Genomic DNA, 23,232 nt, shown 5'->3' on the forward strand with positions numbered 1-23,232 from the left:
CATGTCTAGACACACAGTATTTATTGGATTAGGGAGCAACCTAAATAACCCCTTAGAGCAGCTCAATGAAGCCATTGCTTACCTCAACGCTCACGGCGACATTGACTCTTTTGAGTGTTCGCCGTGGTATTCGAGCAAGCCTGTCGGCCCTCAGGATCAACCTGACTATGTAAATGCAGTTGCTCGCTTTAATACCTCGCTAAGCCCAATAGAAACGTTAGATTTGCTACAAAGCATCGAAAACAATCATCACAGGGTTCGTGAACGCCATTGGGGCCCGCGAACACTTGATTTAGACATCCTTTTAGTCGATAACGAAATAATTTCTCTCCCTCGATTAAACGTACCTCACCCATTTATGCTAGAAAGGGGGTTTGTGATCCAGCCCTTGTCAGATCTAGTACCTGAGCTGCTCCTTCCCAACGGCAAAACCGTTAAAGAGCATGTAAAGCAACTTGATACCAGCGATTTGGTCTCGATTGAAAAAGAGTAAGTTATGTATTCAGATTCTAATAAAAAATTAACTCGCCCTGTAACCCTCTCAAAGCTCCAGAAAATGAAGCAAGAACAAGAGAAATTCACATGCCTAACCAGCTATGATGCAACGTTTACAGGTACGATGAATGCGGCGAATATCGAGACAATACTGATAGGCGATTCGTTAGGAATGGTCGTTCAAGGCCAAGACAGTACACTCCCTGTTTCTATTGAAGACATGTGCTATCACATCGCAGCAGTAAAGCGAGGCAATGATAATGCATTCTTACTCGCAGACATGCCATTTATGAGCTATTCCAAACCGGAACAAGCCTTAGATAACGCCGCGAAGCTAATGCAAGCAGGCGCGCATATGGTCAAGTTAGAAGGGGGTAGCTGGCTAAAAGATACCGTTAGCCTACTAACAGAACGAGGCATTCCTGTATGCGCTCATCTAGGTTTAACACCTCAGGCAGTACATAAGCTGGGTGGCTACAAGGTTCAGGGAAAAGACGAAGAAACGGCTGCACTACTTCTCAAAGAGTCACTAGAGCTTGAGGCCGCTGGCGCCGATATTTTACTTTATGAATGCATCCCCACTGAGCTTGGAAAAACACTGACTCAGGCCGTCGCCATTCCTACAATTGGAATTGGCGCAGGACCTCATACCGATGGACAAGTATTAGTCATGCACGACATGCTTGGCGTCACTCAAGGACGTAAACCTCGTTTCGTAAAGAACTTCTTAACCGATGGACGCAGTATTCAAGAAGCTTTTGAAGCCTATTCCAATGAAGTAAAATCCGGCACTTTCCCTGCACCTGAGCACGGTTTCTAAGATATGAAAACATTCCACACAGTTAAAGAGTTACGAGATGTACTCTACCAAGAACGCCTAAAAGAAAAACACATTGCATTTGTTCCCACAATGGGCAATTTGCACGAAGGGCATATGGATTTGGTTCGCAGAGCCCGAGAAGAAAATGGCATTGTCGTTGCTTCTATTTTCGTAAATCCAATGCAATTTGGTGAAAACGAAGACCTAGAACGTTATCCGAAGACGCTAAAAGACGACCAAGCATTGCTAAAATCAAATGGATGCGATTATTTATTCGCACCAGACGCACTGGAAATGTACCCTGATGGCAAACGCAGCCAAACGCAAATCGAAGTAACAGGGTTATCAGATATTCTATGTGGAGCAAGCCGCCCTGGACACTTCATAGGTGTCGCAACCGTCGTCACTAAACTTTTTAATATCGTTCAACCGGACAGCGCGATTTTTGGTAACAAAGATTATCAACAATTGAAAGTGATTGAAGACATGACAAGAGATTTGAGCTCCAACGTTAACATCATTGGCGTTGATATTGCTCGCTCACAGTCAGGTTTAGCATTAAGCTCTCGTAATGGCTACCTTAGCCAAGAAGAAAGAGACATTGCATCGACTCTTTATGCCACATTAGAATGGGCAAAAGATCAGCTTGTATTAGGCAGCACGAGTCACGAAGAAATCCGCGAACAAGCTCAACAGAAGCTTGAAGCGGTGGGCTTTCAGCGTGACTACTTTGAAATACGTGCGCAAGACAATTTACAAACACCGTTAGAGGAAGATAGAAGCCTAGTCATCTTGGCTGCGGCATATCTAGGAAAAGCACGACTAATAGACAATATTACTGTCGAGCTTACCTAATTCAAAATCAACGTAGGGAGATTGTAATGAGCTCACCCACCGCACTTCCAGCTTGGAAGGCTTTGACTGAACATAAAGAAGAAATGTCCAACGTAAAAATGGCCACTCTTTTTGATGAAGACAGCAATCGTGCAGAAAAGCTAACGGTTTCAGCAGCAGGCTGGACATTGGATTACTCGAAAAACAGAGCCAATGAAAAAACACTTTCTCTTTTAAATCAACTACTCAACGAAGTAGGCATGAACGATGCGATTCAAAGCATGTTCAACGGCGAGAAAATAAACAACACCGAAAAGCGCTCCGTTCTCCACACAGCCCTTCGTGCTAGCCACGCTCAAGAAAGCTTGATGGTTGACGACGTAAATGTCTTGGCGGAAGTTCGCTCAACGCTCAAACAGATGGAAAAGTTTGTTTGGCAGCTGCAAACAGGCCAATGGCGAGGTTACTCCAACCTTCCGATCACTGATGTAGTATCAATTGGCATTGGTGGCTCATACCTTGGCCCAAAGGTGGTTGCAGAAGCGCTAACCCCTTACAAGCAATCAAACATCGATGTTCACTTTGTTGCTAACATTGACGGTTCAGACATTACTGAAAAATTGCGTCACTTAGACCCTGAAACAACGGTTTTCATTATTTCATCAAAATCGTTTGGGACACTAGAAACACTCTACAATGCCAACGCCGCGCGCGATTGGTTCTTGCGCAATGGCGGCCCTGAAGAGCTTGTGCATAAGCATTTCGCAGCAGTAAGTTCCAATGTTGAAAAAGCGGTCAACTTTGGCATTGCAGAAGAAAACATTTTCCCTATGTGGGATTGGGTCGGTGGACGATATTCTCTTTGGTCTGCAATTGGTCTTCCAATTGCCGTCGCAATCGGCATGGAAAACTTCAATGCCGTTCTAGACGGTGCGTATCAAATGGATACTCATTTTAAAACGGCTCCACTAGAAGAAAATTTACCCGTTATTATGGGTGCTTTAGGCGTTTGGTACAGCAGTTTTCATAATGCTCAAAGCCATGCATTGATACCTTATGATCACTATTTACGCGCCCTACCCGCTCATATTCAACAGCTGGACATGGAAAGCAACGGGAAAGCGAACTTAGTTGATGGCACGGCTGTAGAAACAGATACAGGTCCTATCATTTGGGGCGGTGCGGGTACAAACGGCCAACATGCGTATCACCAGCTATTACATCAAGGCACTCGCCTTGTACCTGTCGACTTTATTGCACCTTTGAAAAGTCACAATCCGGTTGCTGACCACCATGCCCAACTGTTTGCAAACTGCCTCAGCCAAGCCCAAGCCTTGATGGTGGGCAAAACACTAGAGCAAGCTGAAAATGAACTTCGTGGCGCGGGCGCGAGTGAAGCGGAAATCGCTGCTGTTGCCCCTCATAAAGTGATAAAAGGCAACCGCCCAAGTAACACTCTACTCACTGAAAAAATGACTCCTTCAACCGTCGGCGCACTCATAGCGCTATACGAACATAGGACATTTGTGCAGGGTACTATTTGGGGAATTAACTCTTTTGATCAATGGGGTGTCGAACTAGGAAAAGTACTCGGTACAGATATCTATGATCGACTCACATCGGATTCAGATAACAGTAAGCTCGATGCATCAACACAAGCTTTGATTAACGCGTTTAAAGCAGCGCAAAACTAACGCAGCTTTTTATCCCCCCATCAAACTGAAAAGAACAGCCATCGCGCTGTTCTTTTCAGTTTGATGGGGGAATTAGTTTTAAGAAAAATTGAAAGACCTCTAACACCTCACCATCATACCTTCCAATCACGTATCCTAAATTCCGTACCTGCAATCACGCTAAAACTGTCTCAAACCATTTGGCGATTTGTAACAGTCGATCATCATCACGATGCCTAGCAATCAACTGAACGCCCAAAGGCAAACCCGCTGAATTTTGCATTCCTGGCAATGTAATAACAGGCAAGCCCATTGCTTGCCAAGGACGACTCATATGAGGTGAGCCAGTTTTATCATGTCCCAATGGCGCTATGTCAGCCGCCGCAGGGGTGAGTACAACATCGACCTCATCACACAGTGACCAAAGCCATTTATCCGTCTCTTCCGCGGCTTTCAGCGAGCTCAGATAACGCGCTCGCTTCATCGTCTTACCTTGCTCCATTAAGTCACTCAGTGGATCACTGAGCATTTCCGGCGAATTAGATTCTAGCGCTAAATTTCGACATACTTCCCACGCCATAATGTGACCATGATGATCCACCATCTCTAGCAGCTCATCACCCGCCTCTAAATCAACAACATCAACACCTTGATTAAGAAGTCTGTCACTCAGTGTAGACAAGGCTTGCGCCATTTCGACAGAAGCGTCGCCAATTAGAGCACCCTGACATAAAAGGACTCTAAGCGGCTTAACCGACTCATTCGGCGCATCAGACAAGCTCTGACGTAATAAAATAGAACGTAGCAGCTGAATATCTTCGACATGACGAGAGAACAAACCTAGAGAATCGAGCGACTGAGCCAGTGGCTGCGCTCCTCTCAAAGAATACTCTCCTCGACTACCTACGTAGCCAATTGAGCCACAATATGCTGCAGGACGAATGACAGAAGCGGCGGTTTGTGATCCTAATGCAACAGGCACCATCGTATCGGCTACTGCTGCAGCAGAACCACTTGAAGAGCCACCTGGCGTTCTGGCTAAATCTTTTGGATTGCTGGTTTTACCAGGCTTAAAATAGGCAAACTCAGTCGTGACGGTTTTTCCAAGAACAATCCCACCAGCCTGACGAATCAAGGCAACACAAGTCGCATCATCAATCGGTTGACGCCCCTTATGAATGGGTGACCCCATTTCAGTTGGCATGTCTTTAGTATCGATAATATCTTTGATGCCAACAGGAAGGCCTTTTAGAAGGCTGCTTTCATAAAAGCTTTGATTATCGCGATACTGCTTCAAATACGCTTCGCGATCTAACTGGTATTGCCACGCGCGCACATCAGGTTCGCGTGCTTCAATTTGATCGAAGCACGCATTAATAATGGCCTCCGCAGTGTGTTCTCCCTTTTCAATAGAGCGACACATCTGGCTTAAACTCAACGTATTCGGTTTAAGTGGTAACGTCATATTTCAGGTAGACTCCAAAACAAAGGTCATAGGAAGCATTAGCGTGCGCTAGATTGCTCATTTAAGGCGTGATAAGCACGATTAAAGTACACAAGACCTTCGCCATTCTCTCCAACCACTGCATCTTTTACTCGGCAATAAAAAATAGAATGCGAACCCATTTCATGGGACTCATGTATTTCACAGTCAAAGCTCACTAACGCTTCTTCCAAAATTGGCGCGCCCGTTTTCAATGTTGACCACTTATGTTTTGCAAAGCGCTCTTCACTTGATAAATCACGGTTTGCGAAATTCCAAGACACGTCCTGATGATGACCTTGCAAGACATTCACACTCAACACACCGTTCTTTTGAAAATGCGGGTAAGCAAATGAATTACGGTTCATACACACTAATAGAGTAGGTGGCTCATCTGTCACACTTGTTACTGCCGTCGCGGTAAACCCAAAACGCCCAGCTTCACCGTCTGTTGTAATGACAGTAACCGCACTTCCTAATAGTGACATGCCGTCACGAAATAATTTCACATCAACCATTTACGCTCTCCCGATCATGATTTAGCTTTGTTTGTTATATTTTTAGCTTGATTAAATATCCAAAACCAGACGATCCGATAAAGAGCGAGAACAACAAAGTGTCATTTGATCGTTATCATCTTTTTCTTCATCAGTAAGGTATACATCGCGGTGTTCGGGCGTGCCTTCCAAAACATCACATAAACACGTTCCACACGTTCCTTGCTCACAAGACACCTGAACTTTAACGCCTGCCGCTTTTAACGCGTCAGCAACGCTTTCGTCTTCTTTCACGGTAACTGTAATATCACTTTGCTCCGCATACACTTCGAAACTGTTACCGCCTTTTTCAACATCAACCGTAAAGAACTCTCGGTGAATCGCTTCGTCCGCAAAGCCTTTTTTCAGCGATGTATCGATCACCCATTCCATAAACCCTGTTGGACCACAAACATAAACATGGCTATTGCTTTGTTTGTCTTGTAGCACACTATCTAGGTTTAATGGCTTTCCGCCTTGTTCAGAATCAAAATGCAAATTCACTTTATCTGCAAATGGCGCCGATTTTAGTTCATCTAAGAAACCGCTGGTTTCTGGAGATCGGCTACAGTACCAAAGCTCAAAACTACGACCAGCGTGTGTCAATTCATACGCCATTGCGATCATAGGCGTAATACCAATACCGCCACCGATTAAAATAGAATGTTGTGCTCCCTCATCCAAAGGAAAAAGGTTGCGTGGCTTACTCACCACCAACTCTTTACCTTCGAGTAAGTTATCATGCACAGCGATCGACCCACCTCTAGAATTAGGATCCTTAAGAACACCTAACCGATACACTTTGTCGTTGGCAGGGTCGCCGCATAATGAATATTGACGAATAAGCTCGTCTGATAGGTGAAGATCAATGTGCGCGCCTGCGTCAAACACAGGTAAGGCATTGCCCTCTAAATCTGCTAATTCCAATGCCACCACGGTATCCGTATGCATCTCTCTTTTCTGGACAACTACTTTTAATAACTCGTCAGACATGCCCTCTCCCCCTAATTCTCTCTTATTTCTTTATGCTCTTGTTGCGGAACGAAAGGCACGTTAAAGCAGTGGCTAGGTTATAAAACCGGGCCTTTGTTAAACGGTTCCGCATAAGGCTTTATATAACGACAATAAACACACAGTACGCTGATAAACGTTAGGGAATACCCTAGCGCATAAACAATCCACCATTGACATCCCAAGTGGTGCCTGTAGTGAAATACGCTTCAGGGCGGGCAAATTGAACAACCACATCTCCGATAAAATCAGCGTCTCCTAACTCTCCAACTGGAATTGCTCCCAGTAGCGTTGGTAAACGCTCCTCAGGCACCAGCGCACTGACCATTGGTGACTCGATTGGCCCCGGTGCAACCGCGTTGACGGTTACCCCTTTCGACGCCAACTCTTTCGCAAAGACTTTCGTCACCGTAATAATGGCACCTTTAGAAGCCGCGTAGTGCGCGCCCGTTGACGTGCCACCATTTTGTCCTGCTAACGAGGCCATATTAACGATACGGCCATAGCCTTGTTCAGCAAAGTAAGCTCCAATGACCTGACAACCGAAGAAAGTACCGCCAAGATTTACGTTGACGACTTCATTAAACTCTTCAGGCGAAATCTCCATCACTGGCGTCGCTCTAGTAATCGATGCATTGTTTACCAATACCTGCAAGCTACCGAATCGTTTGAGCGTCTTTTCAAGGGCCAGCTCGAAGTCAAACTTGTTTGCTATATCCAAGCTCAGTGACAATACGGTTTCACCACTCGCGTCCAACTGCTTAGCCGCATTTTCCGCTGCGATGGGATCTCTATCTGTGACAACTAATTGATAGCCCGCCAACTTTAGACTTTTGGCAATATGGAAACCAAGCCCTTGTCCCGCTCCAGTCACTAATGCTGTCTGCAATTTCACTTCACCAGTCATGCAACACTCCTCTCATAAATTCCAAGCTCAAAAAACGTCGATAACATGGTGTTAGAAAATAAAACTTACGGTTCTTAAATAACCGTCAGCGTGCAACAGTTTGACCACTTTACGCTGAATGCTGTAGCTGCTCCCTTTCGGCGTTAAAATGTACTCAACGTCCGCAGGATACGTGATCAATTTACCGTGACGCAGCTCGTTTAGCGTCATTGCGCATCGTGCAGTCACTTGCTCTTCATTTTGTTCAACAATGCGTACTCGAGACATCATACGAACCGTCATGCTTGCAGCTCCTGCCGATACAGACTCACCACTTTCTAGACGAGTAACACGCATACGGCGCATGTCTTTGTCATCTAAAGCAAGGTTAAGAGTCGCCTCGTAATCCGTTTCGTTGTTGTCTGTTGGAACAATGTAAAGTCCAGAGTCATTCCAAAGAGTCAACCAATCTTGGTATTCTTTATGATCAAGAAGATCGGCTTCGTGCCAAATAAACGCGGTAACGTTGTTTACCAAATTTGCATCAACCGTCATGACTACTTCTCCTCACCTGCTGCCATCATTTTCTTGTAGTGCTGATAAGCACCGCGCATGCCTGTTTCTGAACATACCGCGCCTGCTGTATTGCCATCAGGTGTTGTGAACAATTTACCCATGCCTCGGTTTACAAGAATCCAACCGTCTTGACCGGCCATCGATCCTTTTTGAACACGCTCCCAAGCTTCTCCATCATCTGGAGTACCAAAGCCCATTGGCCCTTGGAAGTGCTCATGTAGACGCATACGTTTTTGGTTGAAGACAGCCGGAGCACCTTCACCACCTAAGGCAACGTGCTGAATTTCAGTCTCGTTCACGCTCACAGGACGAAGAACACGGAAAAACGCCATTGAACAAGAGACATTCGGAAATAGGTTTAGGTTAAATCCTGTACCATGTGACGCACGCACTAAACGTTTGATTTGCTCTTCGCTTTGACCTTCTTCACGAAGTGCTTGAGCAAGTTCTTCGAATCGTGCTGGGATTGGCTGATCTAGATCTGCTTCCAAATCAATTAGCTCAGGAATCATCACCATAACACTGTGACCATTGCCTAGATCTTCAACAAAACCTTCACCATCCAAGAAATCGAAAATGTCTGCGGTCGCATCATCAAGCGAGCTTACGAATGACTTGTGGACTATAGGGAAATGGTAGGCGTCTGTTGTGTTTTCCAACTGAATTTTCCAGTTACCCGGAAAGTTGAAACGGTGCTCACCCAATACTTTAAGAGGGAAACCTCCGCCTTGTTTAACAAACAAGTCGATCCATTTTTTAGCCTTACCTAAAAAATCTTCAAGCGGCTCAATGTCGTCTTTAAAGGTAGCAAAGACCAACCCTTGGTAAGATTCATGACGTAAGCTCTCTAATGGCAACTCATTCTTATCAAGAACACCATCGTATTCTTCAAGCTTTGGCACACCACGTAGGCTACCATCTAGGCCGTAGCCCCAACCATGGTAAGGACAAGCAAAGGCTTTCGTTTTACCTTTGCGGTGCTCACAAACTGTCGCACCACGATGGCGGCAGCGATTAAGCAAAACATGAGTGTTCTTTTTACGATCACGACTTAAAATAACAGGATGACGACCGATATAAGAGGTTTTAAAACTCCCGGCTTCTGGTACTTCACTTTCATGGCCAATGTAAACCCAAGTGCTATTAAATACTTTATCTAATTCTTCTTCGTAAATCGCGGGATCAGAATATAGGTCTTTATGTACTCGACCTTCTTCAACCATATCTGCTGCTTTTAAACTAATATTTTCTAATGAAATCAATTCACTCATGGTTTTCTCGCTTAATTCTGTCTGCTTAAGTGACTGGCTAACCAGCAGCACATGCGCTCTGAAGAGCCACCTTCAAAAGAAGGTGTTCAACTATTTTTCGGAACCTGGAACAGGTAAGTGAGCGTCGTCGTTCCAACTGCTGACGGGACGGCTAAATCGATTTTCGGTCTGGAAATGAGACATCTGCCATGTATCACTTTGACGTTCGAAATCGATTGTCAGTCGGGCACTGTTTAGATGAGATCCACCTTCTGAAAAAGACGATACCTGCAGCATATTCCAGCTTGCGGATGCACGATCGCCATCCACACGTATCACTTCCGACGTCAAATAATGCACATTGAGCGAAAAATGAGCAGGTTCTGCCGTATATTTCGCTAGCATATCGACAATAGCCTTACGCCCTTTAAAGCCGCCAAAGCTCTTCGCATATCTTGCACCTTTTCCTTCCCAAATAGCCCCTTCTGTGAACAACTGCCCAAGTTCATCTAAAGGAGTTTCTGGATTGAGGTGGTCACACAAATCCATATAACGATTGATGCACGCGCGAATTTTATTCTCGCTCTCAAGTGCATCTAAACGTTTCAATATTTCGTCAGTAGCCGTCATATTAGGCACGCTGTACGATTAGCTCACGACCAACGCGGGCTTCTACTTTCGCGTAACGCCATAGCTTGTAAGGTGTGTCGCCAACTGCTGTAGATCGGAACAAGTTGCAGCACGCGACGACGGTGTCGTAGTCTGCCACATCAGCCATCAAATACGTTGTCCAAGGGTAACCATCAGAAGGTCCGACCATACTTTGGTCGTCATCCATATTGCCGATTACTTCCACACCTTCCATATCGTGAATGCCATTCCACATTTCACCAAACGCAGCCCATACATCTAGCTGCTCATCTCTCGCAGCATCCATGAAGTTTTGGTTGATACCCATGCAAAACAAAACGCGAAGTGGTTTTTTATCGCTCATAACTGTCTTCTCCATTCACCGCAATAATTAAAGATAACCAGGCAGAGGATCCTGCCCAAAGAAAATGGCACCGGCATTTTGCCAAGTGATATCGCCCATAAAGGCGTGTTGAGTCACTACCTGAGCGTCATTAACAAAACGAGCAAGAGGGCTCGCTTTATAGATTCCAGTCATACCAGATAGCATTTGAACTTTACGTGCTACATCCGCAGCAACGCGTGTAAGGTGAGTAGAAGAAAGGCGCAACAGATTAGTTTGCTCTTTGCTTACCTCTCCTCCCTCTTCAAGTGACGCCCAAGCGTCATCAATTGATTCGTAAAAGAAAGAGCGAGCTGCACGTAGCTCTGCTTCCGCTTTTGCAACTTCGACTTGTGTCAGTGGTCGCTGCCCCATATTGGGTGCACCAGTAACCGAAGCACGTCCAGCAGCCATCGCCTGCAATTCATCCAGTGCGGCTCTCGCAACACCTAAACCAACGACCGCTAATACCTGTGTCGCAAAAGAAAGCGAGGGGTAACGGAACATATTTTCAGTAAGGTTCGAAGCCCCGCCACGAACAAACGACCAATCTTCAGGAACAGTCACGTTATCAACAACTAAATCGTGACTGCCTGTGCCCGCCATACCCACGGTATTCCAAGTCTTATCGATAGAGACTTTATCAGCGCTCATGACAGCCATACGTGGCAGGCCTACTTTGTCGCCCTCTTTTGGCGCAATACCAACACCGACAACGTCCGCCCCCATGCAACCGCTAGAAAATTTCCAGCGACCTTTTACAGCAAAACCTTCCTCAGAGACGTCAGCCGCTTGCGGAGGGAAGATACCACCAGCAAAAACCAGATCCGGAGTCTTCGCATATACTTTTTTTAGCGTCTCAAGCGGCAATGCTGACAGGTATACAATCCCCATAGCAAAGCTTCCAACCCAGCCCGCAGAACCATCCGCTTTGGAAATTTCTTCAATGACTTTACAGAACTGAGCCGCTGTTAATTCGTCACCACCTAGCGATTTAGGCACCAGTGCGCGATACAATCCAAACGCTTTAAATTTATCGATTATGTCTTGGCTAATGAAAGTTTGTTCATCAAATTCGTTTGCGCGTGCACGTTCGCTAATCTCACTTAATAATTGCTGGAACTCGCTTGTGCCCAGCGCATCGTAGATAGTGCTACGCTGTGCTGATTCATAGGCTGGCATCATTATTATCTCCTGACTTATTAAAGTGCGCCTCAGTAATTTGAGACTCGTTCACTCTTCGATAGAGACGGCTGGATTGCCTCTAACACTGGCTCAACACCTCGCTTTCATTTCAGTCTTTTTTTTTGAAACGCAGGCATAACACCCTTATGCAGCAACACATCAAAAAGAGAATGAACAGATGACGTTTTTACTTAAACTGGCCTCATTTACTTTACTTGTCAACTAATTATTTAGTCTAAATTCAGGTAAAAAGGAACAATAAAACAACCAATAAAACGTTTAATTTCATTAAAAAACAACACGTTATATAAAAATAAAATCACGTAAGAATAATCTTAAAATATTTCTAAAAGCGTCAAAAAAGATATTTTTTCAACTAATTTTAATAGCCCCCCCTTTAACACCGAGTGAAAAACAGCACCAATCTGCGAGTCTAAAAATCAAATCATCCGAAAAAACACATGATTAATACCCACAAAGATCACATGAAAAATTAGTTGACAATTCAATTGAATCAGGGGATTTTCGTATTAAGTACATTTAATGTACAAAATATGGAGATTGATATAGAAAACGAAAAACTTGCACGCAATTTGCTAGACAAAAAAATCAGCAAGCCATTATAAATAATAGAGATTTTTCTTTTTTTATCGACAGGAACCCATATAGGAAGCATATGAACAAACCGTAAGCAACGATCGAAGGTGAGGAGTAAAACAAAGCTCTTCTCAGCGAAAAAAACAAGTAAAACATTGTTTTTATAATTAAATAAGGAGCAAATTATGTCGCTAAAAAGTAGATTTCTATTGTTAGGTTGTCTTTTGTCTACTATGTCCGTCCCAAGCTTTGCAGATATCAAAGTGGGCGTCATATCATCAAGCACCGGCCCCATTGCCTTGGTGGGTATTCCACAAAAAAACTCCATTCCTCTGTTACCAAAAGAAGCAGCAGGAGAAAGCATCACCTACATTCCTCTAAACGACAGCAGTGACCCAACCGCAACCGTTAAAGCCTTCAAAAAATTAATCGATGAAGAAAAAGTAGACGCTATTATCGGACCGTCCGGTTCAGGAAACGCCATGGGCGTTATTCAATTTGCGGCGAAATCTGGAACACCTATGCTGGCGCCAGTAGGCACCGCTGCGGTCGTCTTACCGATGACAGAACAAAAAAAGTGGGTTTTTAAAACTACTCAAAATGACGACTTAATCGCGTCCGCATTAGTTGATCATATGAAGCGCACTGGTGTGAAAACGTTAGGTCTAATTGGCACGGCAGATCCATTTGGAGAAAACTGGTCAAAGGTGATGAGGAAGCTTGCAAGTGATAACAGCATTGAAATCGTCGCCAACGAGTCTTTTCAACGCCAAGACACCTCGATCACGGGCCAAAGTCTAAAACTACTATTAGCAAGCCCAGACGCCGTATTAATAGCCGCACCAGGAAGCTCATCAGTTCTACCGCAAACAACATTGAAAAGTACGGGCTATCAAGGTCAGATCTACCAAACTCACGGCGCAGCACTTGATCCATTCCTAAAACTTGGCGGGGACGCAGTTGAGGGGACGATATTGGCTGCAAGCTTAATGCTGGTTCTTGACCAAGCACCAGAGACACCATCAAAAGCAATCGCGACTAAGTATGTCGAAGACTACCAATCCCTCTACAACAAAAAGCCGGCCACGTTTGGCGGTAACGTCTTTGACGCAGGGCTTTTGCTAGAAACCGCCATTCCTACTGCCTTAAAAACAGCAAAACCAGGCACACCTGAATTCCGTGCCGCACTTCGCGATGCATTAGAAAGCACAACGGAGCTGTCAGGCACACAAGGCGTTTATAACATCACGCCTGAAGATCACAGTGGTTTTGATGAACGGGGTCGTGTGCTCATCACCGTTAAGAACGGCAAATGGCAACTTCTAGAAGGATAACGCGTAGATAAATACGTTATGCCGCGCTGGCGCACCCTAAACGACAGCGCGGCATTCTATACGACGATGTGAAAACGCTGGATTCAGACATGCCGTTTTAACGACAAGAGTGCCACTTAAGGCACCTATACGATTGAGAAGTTACAAGGAAAAGAATATGAATGTTCAAGTCGCTGCGTTACTTGGACAGGATGGATTAACCAATGGCGCAATTTACGCTCTGTTGTCATTATCCATTTTGTTAGTCTTTACCGTTACTCGAATTTTATTAATCCCTTTAGGCGAATTTGTTACCTTTGGGGCGCTCACAATGGCCGCTATTCAAACAGGTAAGCCGCTGGCTTTAGAATGGCTTCTGGCGACATTAATGCTAATAGACATTGCACTGGATGTTTACTCACGAAGGGACAGGACAGTAAGTCGAAAGCAGTACCAAATGATCGCTTTAAAGGCCGCTTACCTTGCTGTCGTATTGTTTGTCACACAAACCTTTACTCTTTCTGAACTGCCTATGCTGGCACAATCCATCTTGACGTTGTGCCTTATTGTTCCAATGGGCCCAATCATGTATCGACTCTTTTTCCAACCATTGGCGGATGCAGCACCTTTGGTTCTGCTCATTGTGTCGATTGCAGTGCATGTCGCCATGGTAGGAATAGGGCTGCTTCTTTTTGGGCCAGAGGGAGGGCACACCAAGCCTTTCTCAAATAGCATGCTTCAAATAAGCAATATCTTCATAAAAAGTCAGGCTTTATGGGTTATTTTTAGCGCCCTATTTCTCATCCTCGCACTTTTCTTCGCGTTTGAGCGCACTTTATACGGTAAAGCACTCAGAGCCGCCGCGGTGAACCAAGTTGGAGCACGTTTGCTTGGCATTTCCCCCGTATTCGCAGGTAAGGCCACTTTTGCTTTAGCGGCCTTTATAGGCTGCGCGTCGGGCATTCTTATCGCCCCCATTACAACGCTCTACTATGACTCTGGTTTTGTTATCAGCCTTAAAGGGTTTGTTGGCGCGATCATTGGCGGACTAGCAAGTTACCCCATTGCCGCGTTTGGCGCTGTCGTCGTTGGCCTAATAGAAGCTTTCTCTATGTTCTGGGCCAGCAGTTATAAAGAGATCATCGTGTTCACTCTGATTATTCCTTTTCTTATTTGGCGCTCAATGAAGGCCTCACATGTGGAGGATGAATAATGAAACCTCGTATCCTAATTATCTTAGTCGCTTGTGTGGCGTTACTTGCACCGCTTGTATTACCTAGTTTTCAGATCACGCTATTAAACTATATTGGTCTCTACGCGCTTGTTGTCCTTGGATTAGTACTGTTAACCGGTGTAGGCGGAATGACCAGTTTCGGGCAAGCTGCATTTGTAGGATTAAGTGCCTATACGACAACCTATTTAACAACAACCGCTGCTCTGCCAGACTGGTTAAGCTGGACAAACGGCTCCCCTTGGTTCGGTTTAGTATTTGGCTTGCTCCTTACCGCTGCAATAGCACTTATTCTAGGCGCACTTACCTTACGTTTGTCTGGACACTATCTGCCACTAGGCACGATCGCTTGGGGTATCTCACTGTATTATTTCTTTGGCACCATGACATCAATGGGTGGGCATACTGGGGTCAGCGACATTCCACCTTTAACCTTCTTCGGGCTCATCCTTGATCAGGGTGAAGAGATGTTTTACGTGATTTGGGTGATTCTTGCCGCGGCCATGTTTATCACACACAACCTTCTATCATCACGTGAGGGTCGAGCAATACGCGCCTTAAAAGGCGGTCAGCTCATGGCGGAAGCGATGGGAGTAAATACGTTTCGATCCAAAATGATTGCGTTCGTTATATCCGCTCTATTCGCCGCGCTTTCTGGCTGGCTTTACGCTCACACACAACGCTTTATCAACCCGTCGCCTTTTGGCTTACACATGGGGATAGATTACCTCTTTATGGCGTTAATTGGCGGAGTCTCCAGCGTTTGGGGCGCTTTATTAGGCGCTGGTACGCTTACTATTATGAAACAGTGGCTGGAAGATTTATTACCCCTCATTCTAGGCAGTGACGGCCAATATGAAAGCATCGTTTTTGGCCTTCTTATTGTCTTGTTAATGCAACGCTCGCCGAGTGGACTATGGCCATTTTTAGTCAAACTAACCCCAAGCTCCTGGCGCAGTAATAATCATCTCACTATCGATGATAACGCCAAGACGCTCGACCGCCGAGATCTGCCTGCAAGAGAGTCATTACTACTCGAAGCCAAAGACGTAACACGACGTTTTGGTGGATTAATTGCCAACAATAAGATGAACTTATCTCTGCATGCAGGCGAAATACTTGCGCTTATTGGCCCTAACGGCGCAGGTAAATCGACCATGTTTAACCAGCTGTCTGCGGTCGATACGCCGACTGAAGGCGAAATCATCTTTAGAGGCAAAAGTTTAAAAGGCAAAAATGCACGTCAGGTTGCCGAAATGGGTATGAGCCGAACATTCCAACACGTCAAGATGCTTCCGACGATGAGTGTGCTTGAAAATGTGGCGCTTGGTGCACACATGCGGGGTCAAAAAGGGGTTATCAGTGCCTCTCTGCACCTAGAACGCGAAGAGGAGCAGCGCTTATTAAAAGAAGCGAAGCTGCAAATCGAACGCGTCGGCTTAGGTGAATATGTCTTCGAAGAAGCTGGCAATCTCGCTTTAGGGCAGCAGCGACTGCTAGAAATTGCGCGCGCTCTGTGCTCAGATCCGTGTGCACTTCTGCTTGATGAGCCAGCCGCCGGACTTAGATTCCTTGAAAAACAAGCCTTGGCGGAACTGCTGGTGAAGCTACGTGGAGAAGGCTTGGCCATTCTACTCGTCGAACACGATATGGATTTCGTTATGAACCTTGCCAACCGCATCGTTGTGATGGAGTTTGGAGAGCTGATCGCAGAAGGCCTGCCACACGAAATTCAAACTAATCCAGCAGTCTTGGAAGCTTATTTAGGAGGCGTGGAATGAACCAGTCACAAACCGCACATCATGTAGCGCCGGAGACTCTTCTGGACGTAAACAACTTACATGTCTCTTATGGCAAAGTAGAAGCGCTAAGTGATATTCAATTATCACTTAAAGAGGGCCAACTGGTGACCGTCATTGGACCCAATGGAGCAGGGAAATCCACACTTCTTTCCGCCATTATGGGTTTACTCCCCTCTACCGGGGATATTTTATTTGACGGTGAGCACTATACCAGCCCAGAAATTGAAACCCTCGTGGGGAGAGGCTTAGGACTTGTGCCGGAAAAGCGCGAGCTATTCAATACGATGAGCGTGCAAGACAACCTACTGTTGGGTGCATTTCAACGATATCGCAGAGGAGATAAATCCTATCTACAGTCTCTTGATGAGATTTATGAGCTTTTCCCTCGTCTACAGGAACGCAGCAAACAGCAAGCCGGTACGCTTTCCGGTGGAGAGCGTCAAATGCTGGCCATTGGGCGAGCGATGATGGGGAAGCCTCGTTTGCTTATGTTAGACGAACCAAGCCTCGGATTGGCACCTCTCATCACTCGGGAAATTTTTCGCATTTTTAATGATCTACGCAGCAAAGGTGTCTCGATTTTACTCGTAGAGCAAAACGCCCGCGCCGCTTTAAACGTTGCCGATTACGCCTACGTACTTGAAGGTGGCAAAATCACTATACACGGTGTCGCTTCAGATTTAGCAAATGACTCGAGAGTCATTGATGCCTATTTGGGGTTAGCCAGTAAACACCAAGATATACTATCTAATTAAGGAGAGAAACAAATGAAAATCTGCATAGCGGGGGCAGGCGCTATTGGTTGCGCCTTGGCAGCGAGGCTGGCGAAAGTACACAAACAACTTTGCTTACTAGCCAGAGGCGACAACCTAATTAGGATCAAAGAGCAAGGAATCCATTTAAGCGACTTGGACGGTGAACATCACGTTCACGTCCGTGCAAGCGATGATGCAAACTATTTAGGCCCTCAAGATCTAATCCTCGTATGCACTAAAACCATGGCTCTTGAAACTATTTTAACCAGCATCCAACCAATGATTCACTCAAACACTGTGGTTATTCCAGTCGTTAATGGCATTCCTTGGTGGTACTTTAAAGGTATCGAGAGCCGCTTTGGCGGCGAAAACATTCGCGCCCTTGATCCTAAAGACCAATTAGAGACACTGCTCCCTCACAGCCAGATAATTGGCAGCGTCATCTTTTTAACAGCGTCACGAGTGGGACTGGGAAACGTGAAAGCAAATAACCCACACTTAATCGTACTGGGTGAAATCAATCATGAAATGACTGATCGGTTGGAAGCAATACGCACTGTGTTTGAACTAGCAGGAATCGAGTCTCGCTCAACCGACAATATTAGAGATCAGGTGTGGACCAAAGTCGCCGCAAACTTAACGTCAAACCCGTTGTCGGTCGTAACACAAAGCACACTGGAGCAGATCTATTCTAATCCAAGGTTAACCCCTTTAGTGCGGAGTATATTGGACGAAACCATGCTAACGGCAGCAGCATTTGGTGCCAGAATACGTTTTGATCCTCAGACCTTTATGGAACTAGGTGCTGGAATGGGCGCCATAAAGACCTCTATGCTTCAGGACTACGAAGCGGGGCTTCCATTAGAAACTGACGCGATAGGACACTCCGTCTTAGAACTGGCCTCTAAAATGAATCTTTCTATGCCCACCACAAAGCACATTATAAACCTCGCTGATTTTATGTCTGAACAACAGCGCTCAATGGCGTAAGGAGAGAATATATTGTCTCATGCAACGAAACCCGATCAATGCTCAGAAGAAGAATGGCAACTAAGAATAAAGCTGGCACATTGCTATCATTTAATTGATTTCTTTGGTTGGACGGAAACCATTTTTAACCATATCTCGGCACGTTTGCCAAACATTGATGGAGAATACTTAGTTAACCCATTCGGGCTAAATTACACGGAGATCACACCTAAGAATCTCATAAAAGTCGATGTAAAAGGCAACAAACTTGACGATTCACCTTATGACGGAAACCCAGCAGGGTTTGCCTTGCATGGAGCGATTCATGCCGCTAGAGAAGATGTCCATTGTGTGATTCACACTCACACAAATGAAGTGTCTGCTGTCGCGATGAAAAAAGCAGGATTTTCACACGATAGCTTCTATGGCGCGCAACTTTATGGACGCGTTGGTTATCATGATTTCGAAGGCATCACATTATTTGATGACGAGAAAGAGCGGATGCTAAAAAGTTTAGGAGATAAACATATTTTAGTACTGCGAAATCACGGCATTGCCGTCGGTGAGTTCGATATTGAACGTACCTTTTTCTTACTCTGGACGGTACAACGTGCCGCCGAAATCCAAGTCACATCTGGCGCACTTGGTGGCGCGGACGTTTTACTTGGCGAAGACGTACAAACAAAATGTGCGGATCTAACCCAGATGCTAATAAAAGACAGCGGCTTTGCAGATAAATTTTTCAATGCCATGGTTCGAAAAATGGAATTAGAGAATGGACCTTGTTGGTAATCATTGTCATACATCCTGTCACCTTTGCATAAAATCATACTATAATGCGAACGCTTTAATCTAAAAACAATCAGATTAAAGCGTTCATGCTATGCGCTAGACACTGTTAACCTCTCGCTTTGCGGTCCAGATGATAGCCTTTAACGTATGAATGCAATTACCTAACTTTTCAAGGATTTTTGACTTTCTATGACCAGTGTAAAGCGCTTACCTCGCAGTCAGAGATACAACCCCGCCAGCGAAGATTTTCACAAAGAAGACTTTCCTTTTTATTGGCTTGCGCGAGTACATGGGCGCTATCAGTTTGCGATGGAAAGAGCGCTGAAAAAAGTAGGTTTGGACATTCCTAGTTGGCGCATTCTCTTTATCCTAAAAGAAGAAGGCGTGTCTAGTATGTCTCAAATTGCTGAACATGCCATAGCCAAACTACCGACAGTCACTAAAACGGTATACCGAATGAAGAACGACGGTTTACTCGACACCCAAGTGTGTGATGGAGATGGCCGTGTAACGCGTGTGACACTCACTGATAAAGGCTGGAATGCCGTCCATGTGATCGAGGAAGCTACTCAAGGTTTATTTAAGCAAAGCTTTAAAGGAATGACCGAGGCACAAATAAAACGCCTAAATAAACTTCTAGAACAACTCTTTCATAACCTCCCTGAGCCGATGTAAGCCAAGATGGCTACCTGCACCGCATTCGCTGTGTATTTTGATCACCATCCGTCGCCTTCTAAGAAAGTTATTCTCGACAAGCTATGTTATTAATTGCTGTCAACATACGATTACACGCTTCGGTGACTTTACTCAGCTGTTGCTTCTGACCCTCTGTCAATTCTGTCATGGCTAAGTCGCTTAGAGGAGACAGAACCGTCTCCTTCATAAACTCGACCATTTCTGAGTTAATACTTCTTTGAGCATCCGAGAGCATGACTTCTTGCGTATTTTTCAGTTTTTTTGTATTCAAATCGCATGAGATCACTGTTAACCCATTATCCAAGCCCTTAAAGGCCAGCTTGAGCTCACGCTCATTGTCCAATTCAAGGCCTTTACACAGCTCCTGAAAACGCAGATCTGCGAACCACTCAGATAACGTTGTACCAACCTGAACGGCCATCACACCCTCAAGCATTCCTCGCATTTTCTGATTACAGCGTATTACCTTTCCTTTTCTATCCACCACAATGTAAGCACCTTCTATTACCTTAAGGCGCTTCTTTAAGTCCTCATTATGCAACGTATTCATCTCAATGATCTCGATGCTATATTGCAGCGTTTCTCCCTGCTTTTTTAAAGACAACTTAACTGGGAAAAAGGTATCTTGAGAGGTTTGAGCAATACGAGTTTGAGTAGGAACACTCCAGCTCTTTGCAGACGTATCTTGATTACCTAAAAAAGAAAGATGCTGTTGAAATGAACGATCAGCAAAAAGCTTTTGCAGCAACTTTCCTTGTAACTCATCGACTGAGTAGCCCAGAGATTCCGCCAATTTTTCATCAATCGACACTATCTCATGCTCAAGCGTGGACTCAATCATCATGAAAGGTGAAGCAAGCGAAGCCACGTCCAAGACTTCAAGGTCGTCAAAATCCTCTTCTAATTCACTGTCAGATGCTTGTTTATCTAATAAAGATTGATTGATTTGATCGATTAGCTCGTCGTTGTGCCAAGGCTTCACTAAGTACTTATGAACAATCCCCGATTTCAGTGATTCCATCACGCTTTCGAAGTCTGAATGGCCACTCAAGATCATACGAATAGAGTCAGGTTGAAGCGCCTCCGCTTTCTCAAGAAAGTCCGTTCCAGATAAACCAGGCATCATATAATCAGAGAGAATCAGATCTATCGGTGTATCATTTAAAACAGCCAATGCCTCATCACCGCCTTCGGCCGTTATGACATTGTAATTTTGCTTACGCAAAACGCGCTTTAGCGCCATGAGAATTTGAGCTTCGTCATCGACCAATAAAATATTTTGCATCGCCTCTACCTTCTATAACGATTCATCCTTGCTAGACTAGTATAGTCGGTATCTCCAATACAAAAAGCGCGTTAACCGATAACCAACAGAACCCATACAAAAGCTCATACATATTTTGCAATCAAAGACACAGCCTTATTGCGCATTGCGGACTAAGCGGTAAACGGCAGCCTCATTTTGGCTGTCTTGATTCGAAGATCCTACGCTTAAAGAGGTTATCGAACCATCATCGAAATCAATTCCTAATACCCAAGTTGCTCCAGACTCACGATACGAGCGAGGCGTACTTGTAAAATGCTCCCTAATGTCATCTTCGGTCGAACCAGTATCTTCATAGGGAAACACCTCTTCGTTCAACGCCAACCCATTACAAGCTTCCTCAACGATGGATCTAAGTTCTTTTACATTAGGCATTCGCCAATCGGTAAACCCAGCAAAACCGGATCCTGCATTCAATGACGCAATATTTTGAAGAGCAGTTACATAAGTCGATTTTGTATCTTCGCCGGTTTTACAGTCCGTACCTGAATACCCTTCAATACAACGCTTCCACATCAGCCCCGTTGTTTTATCAATAACAACTTCATCTGTAGCGCTAATCTCAAAGTTACTCGTAGGGGTAGTTTCAGTAATCGCACCTCGACATGACGCCGATGCATAATTGACACATACAACACCAAATAAAATCGCCGTAAAATATTTAATCATTAGATGCGTCCCTCACTAACATAACCCCTAACAACGTACCTTTCGTACTTGAGTTTGCAGACCCAGAGGCTTTACCGGCCTGACCAGTAATACCACTTCCTCTAAATGCAACACCCCAAGCCTCATCACCTTTATTTGTATCAACGTCAAAGTAATGGCTACCCGCCCAATATTTCCAGACAAGCGTGTCATCTGGGCGAGGGAAGTAATCATCATCAATTAGATCTGTCGTACCAGACGTTCCAATCGAGTTGTAATAGACTAAACTTAAAAGCTCATTGGTTTTTGGCATACGCCAATCAGAATAACCACAAAGCGCAGCGGTGTTTACTCGACTCACGTATGCACTGGTGTTACACGCCGATGCAGAATCGCATGTGTTAGGTGAGGTGCTGTGGGTTTCCGTCCCCGCAGTGGCACTCGACCCAGCAATTGTTGGCTCATACCATGTAAAGGTATCATCCATATCATGCAAACCTTCATCTGCCATTACGCCATTCCCACCTTGTTTCACTTCCCACATCAAGCCCGTGACATTATCTTTCACACAACTCCAATTGGAAGCGCCAGCACTTTGTGATGTCCCAGAACTGTCCACCTTAGTAAAACTAAACCCAGCCACACCGTCCGTTCCGCTTGCTTGAGTAACATCCCGACCAAATGCACAGTCCTGCTGTGAGGAGACAAGGCCAGAATCAGAAGAATCTTCACCACAACTTCCCAAATGGGTTACCGTGGTAAGAGCATGCGTAGCACCCGTGTCATTGAGCTCAACGACATTCGATAAGTCTGCTGTAATGGTTGTAGGTGTGGCTGATATTTCGGAACTCGCTGCGGTCTCTTCAGTACTGTCTTCCGCAGTTACAACTAAATAGTAAGTCGTCGAGTTGGCTAGCCCAGAAATTGAGCTTGAAGTGGAGGCAATATCATTAACAAGCGTTCCGCCGGCCAATGTAGCGTAATTGCTGATATCAGAAAGGGAGGAAAAGCTTTCAGTTGCGTAATATAAGTTATAGCTCGTCGCGGCAGTGACGGCCGTCCAAGAAGCATGGATGGTTTGACTAGCCACTGTTGCAGCCAGCCCTGTCGGGACTGTAAGGGTGTCAGACCCTGTCGATCCGCTACCACTAGAGCTTTCTCCACTAGAGCCGCTACCGGAACTACCACTGGATGAATCACTTCCTGTTGAACTTTCGCCTTCCGCTGGCTCAGGTGCACCACACGCTACTACGAGCGTCATGCACATCAAAATCGCACTGATTTTTCTGAGCTTCATATCGAACGAACCGTTTTCACTTAAAGTTTAGTTGATTGAACAGAGCA

At 45.1% G+C, this 23,232-nt stretch carries 23 protein-coding genes; 11 read left to right on the forward strand and 12 right to left on the reverse strand.

Annotation, left to right across the window (positions count from 1 at the left end; all coding sequences use genetic code 11):
* The first annotated feature begins 1 nt into the window (after position 1).
* The 4 genes from folK to pgi are packed head-to-tail and all read left to right on the forward strand — an operon-like array spanning position 2 to position 3,843.
* Positions 2-493, forward strand: a complete 492-nt coding sequence (gene folK, locus DFP79_RS16815) for a 2-amino-4-hydroxy-6-hydroxymethyldihydropteridine diphosphokinase (protein ID WP_133505106.1) — start codon at positions 2-4, stop codon at positions 491-493.
* 3 nt (positions 494-496) lie between these two features.
* Positions 497-1,315, forward strand: a complete 819-nt coding sequence (gene panB, locus DFP79_RS16820; protein ID WP_133505107.1) for a 3-methyl-2-oxobutanoate hydroxymethyltransferase — start codon at positions 497-499, stop codon at positions 1,313-1,315.
* A gap of 3 nt (positions 1,316-1,318) precedes the next feature.
* Positions 1,319-2,170 carry a pantoate--beta-alanine ligase gene (gene panC, locus DFP79_RS16825; protein ID WP_133505108.1) on the forward strand — a complete coding sequence of 284 codons (852 nt, stop codon included), beginning with the start codon at positions 1,319-1,321 and terminating at the stop codon, positions 2,168-2,170.
* A 26-nt stretch (positions 2,171-2,196) separates the two neighbouring features.
* Positions 2,197-3,843, forward strand: coding sequence for a glucose-6-phosphate isomerase (pgi, locus tag DFP79_RS16830; RefSeq protein ID WP_133505109.1), 1,647 nt, complete (start codon positions 2,197-2,199; stop codon positions 3,841-3,843).
* A 154-nt stretch (positions 3,844-3,997) separates the two neighbouring features.
* On the opposite strand, the gene DFP79_RS16835 is transcribed toward pgi, so the two are convergent.
* The 9 genes from DFP79_RS16835 to DFP79_RS16875 all read right to left on the reverse strand — a co-directional run bounded on the left by DFP79_RS16835 (position 3,998) and on the right by DFP79_RS16875 (position 11,761).
* Entirely contained in the window at positions 3,998-5,287 is a 1,290-nt protein-coding gene (locus DFP79_RS16835) for an amidase (protein WP_133505110.1), read from the reverse strand.
* Positions 5,288-5,325: 38 nt separating this feature from the next.
* Positions 5,326-5,823: a flavin reductase gene (locus DFP79_RS16840; protein ID WP_133505111.1), complete on the reverse strand. Its 498-nt coding sequence runs from the start codon at positions 5,821-5,823 to the stop codon at positions 5,326-5,328.
* Between the two features lie 51 nt (positions 5,824-5,874).
* Positions 5,875-6,834 carry a PDR/VanB family oxidoreductase gene (locus DFP79_RS16845; protein WP_133505112.1) on the reverse strand — a complete coding sequence of 320 codons (960 nt, stop codon included), beginning with the start codon at positions 6,832-6,834 and terminating at the stop codon, positions 5,875-5,877.
* Positions 6,835-7,003: 169 nt separating this feature from the next.
* Positions 7,004-7,759: an SDR family NAD(P)-dependent oxidoreductase gene (locus DFP79_RS16850; RefSeq protein ID WP_133505113.1), complete on the reverse strand. Its 756-nt coding sequence runs from the start codon at positions 7,757-7,759 to the stop codon at positions 7,004-7,006.
* A 51-nt stretch (positions 7,760-7,810) separates the two neighbouring features.
* Positions 7,811-8,293 carry an aromatic-ring-hydroxylating dioxygenase subunit beta gene (locus DFP79_RS16855; RefSeq protein ID WP_133505114.1) on the reverse strand — a complete coding sequence of 161 codons (483 nt, stop codon included), beginning with the start codon at positions 8,291-8,293 and terminating at the stop codon, positions 7,811-7,813.
* Between the two features lie 2 nt (positions 8,294-8,295).
* Entirely contained in the window at positions 8,296-9,585 is a 1,290-nt protein-coding gene (locus tag DFP79_RS16860) for an aromatic ring-hydroxylating oxygenase subunit alpha (RefSeq protein ID WP_133505115.1), read from the reverse strand.
* A gap of 90 nt (positions 9,586-9,675) precedes the next feature.
* Positions 9,676-10,194, reverse strand: coding sequence for a nuclear transport factor 2 family protein (locus DFP79_RS16865; RefSeq protein WP_133505116.1), 519 nt, complete (start codon positions 10,192-10,194; stop codon positions 9,676-9,678).
* Position 10,195: 1 nt separating this feature from the next.
* Positions 10,196-10,558, reverse strand: a complete 363-nt coding sequence (locus DFP79_RS16870) for an IacB protein (protein ID WP_133505117.1) — start codon at positions 10,556-10,558, stop codon at positions 10,196-10,198.
* 27 nt (positions 10,559-10,585) lie between these two features.
* Complete coding sequence (locus tag DFP79_RS16875) at positions 10,586-11,761, reverse strand: acyl-CoA dehydrogenase family protein (RefSeq protein ID WP_133505118.1); 1,176 nt, start codon at positions 11,759-11,761, stop codon at positions 10,586-10,588.
* A gap of 782 nt (positions 11,762-12,543) precedes the next feature.
* Here DFP79_RS16875 and DFP79_RS16880 point away from each other — a divergent pair.
* The 7 genes from DFP79_RS16880 (at position 12,544) to DFP79_RS16910 (ending at position 19,895) form a co-directional block, all read left to right on the forward strand.
* On the forward strand, positions 12,544-13,692 hold the full coding sequence (locus tag DFP79_RS16880; protein ID WP_133505119.1) for an ABC transporter substrate-binding protein: 1,149 nt from the start codon (positions 12,544-12,546) through the stop codon (positions 13,690-13,692).
* A gap of 157 nt (positions 13,693-13,849) precedes the next feature.
* The gene (locus tag DFP79_RS16885) at positions 13,850-14,884 is read left to right on the forward strand and encodes a branched-chain amino acid ABC transporter permease (protein WP_133505120.1); all 1,035 of its coding nucleotides are present in this window, start codon (positions 13,850-13,852) and stop codon (positions 14,882-14,884) included.
* Entirely contained in the window at positions 14,884-16,683 is a 1,800-nt protein-coding gene (locus tag DFP79_RS16890) for a branched-chain amino acid ABC transporter ATP-binding protein/permease (RefSeq protein WP_133505121.1), read from the forward strand. The genes DFP79_RS16885 and DFP79_RS16890 overlap by 1 nt, the downstream gene beginning before the upstream one ends.
* The gene (locus tag DFP79_RS16895; protein WP_133505122.1) at positions 16,680-17,459 is read left to right on the forward strand and encodes an ABC transporter ATP-binding protein; all 780 of its coding nucleotides are present in this window, start codon (positions 16,680-16,682) and stop codon (positions 17,457-17,459) included. Before DFP79_RS16890 ends, DFP79_RS16895 begins: the two co-directional genes overlap by 4 nt.
* A 12-nt stretch (positions 17,460-17,471) precedes the next feature.
* The gene (locus DFP79_RS16900; protein WP_133505123.1) at positions 17,472-18,449 is read left to right on the forward strand and encodes a ketopantoate reductase family protein; all 978 of its coding nucleotides are present in this window, start codon (positions 17,472-17,474) and stop codon (positions 18,447-18,449) included.
* Between the two features lie 12 nt (positions 18,450-18,461).
* Entirely contained in the window at positions 18,462-19,220 is a 759-nt protein-coding gene (locus tag DFP79_RS16905; RefSeq protein ID WP_133505124.1) for a class II aldolase/adducin family protein, read from the forward strand.
* Positions 19,221-19,409: 189 nt separating this feature from the next.
* Positions 19,410-19,895, forward strand: coding sequence for a MarR family winged helix-turn-helix transcriptional regulator (locus DFP79_RS16910; protein WP_133505125.1), 486 nt, complete (start codon positions 19,410-19,412; stop codon positions 19,893-19,895).
* A 67-nt stretch (positions 19,896-19,962) separates the two neighbouring features.
* On the opposite strand, the gene DFP79_RS16915 is transcribed toward DFP79_RS16910, so the two are convergent.
* The 3 genes from DFP79_RS16915 to DFP79_RS16925 all read right to left on the reverse strand — a co-directional run bounded on the left by DFP79_RS16915 (position 19,963) and on the right by DFP79_RS16925 (position 23,185).
* Positions 19,963-21,201 carry a response regulator gene (locus DFP79_RS16915; RefSeq protein WP_133505126.1) on the reverse strand — a complete coding sequence of 413 codons (1,239 nt, stop codon included), beginning with the start codon at positions 21,199-21,201 and terminating at the stop codon, positions 19,963-19,965.
* 135 nt (positions 21,202-21,336) lie between these two features.
* A complete protein-coding gene (locus tag DFP79_RS16920; RefSeq protein WP_133505127.1) occupies positions 21,337-21,909 on the reverse strand; it encodes an Lcl C-terminal domain-containing protein in 573 nt (190 codons plus the stop codon).
* A complete protein-coding gene (locus DFP79_RS16925) occupies positions 21,902-23,185 on the reverse strand; it encodes an Lcl C-terminal domain-containing protein (protein WP_133505128.1) in 1,284 nt (427 codons plus the stop codon). The genes DFP79_RS16920 and DFP79_RS16925 overlap by 8 nt, the downstream gene beginning before the upstream one ends.
* Between the last annotated feature and the right edge of the window lie 47 nt (positions 23,186-23,232).

This window comes from Marinomonas balearica (genome assembly GCF_004362145.1).
Classification (GTDB): domain Bacteria; phylum Pseudomonadota; class Gammaproteobacteria; order Pseudomonadales; family Marinomonadaceae; genus Marinomonas; species Marinomonas balearica.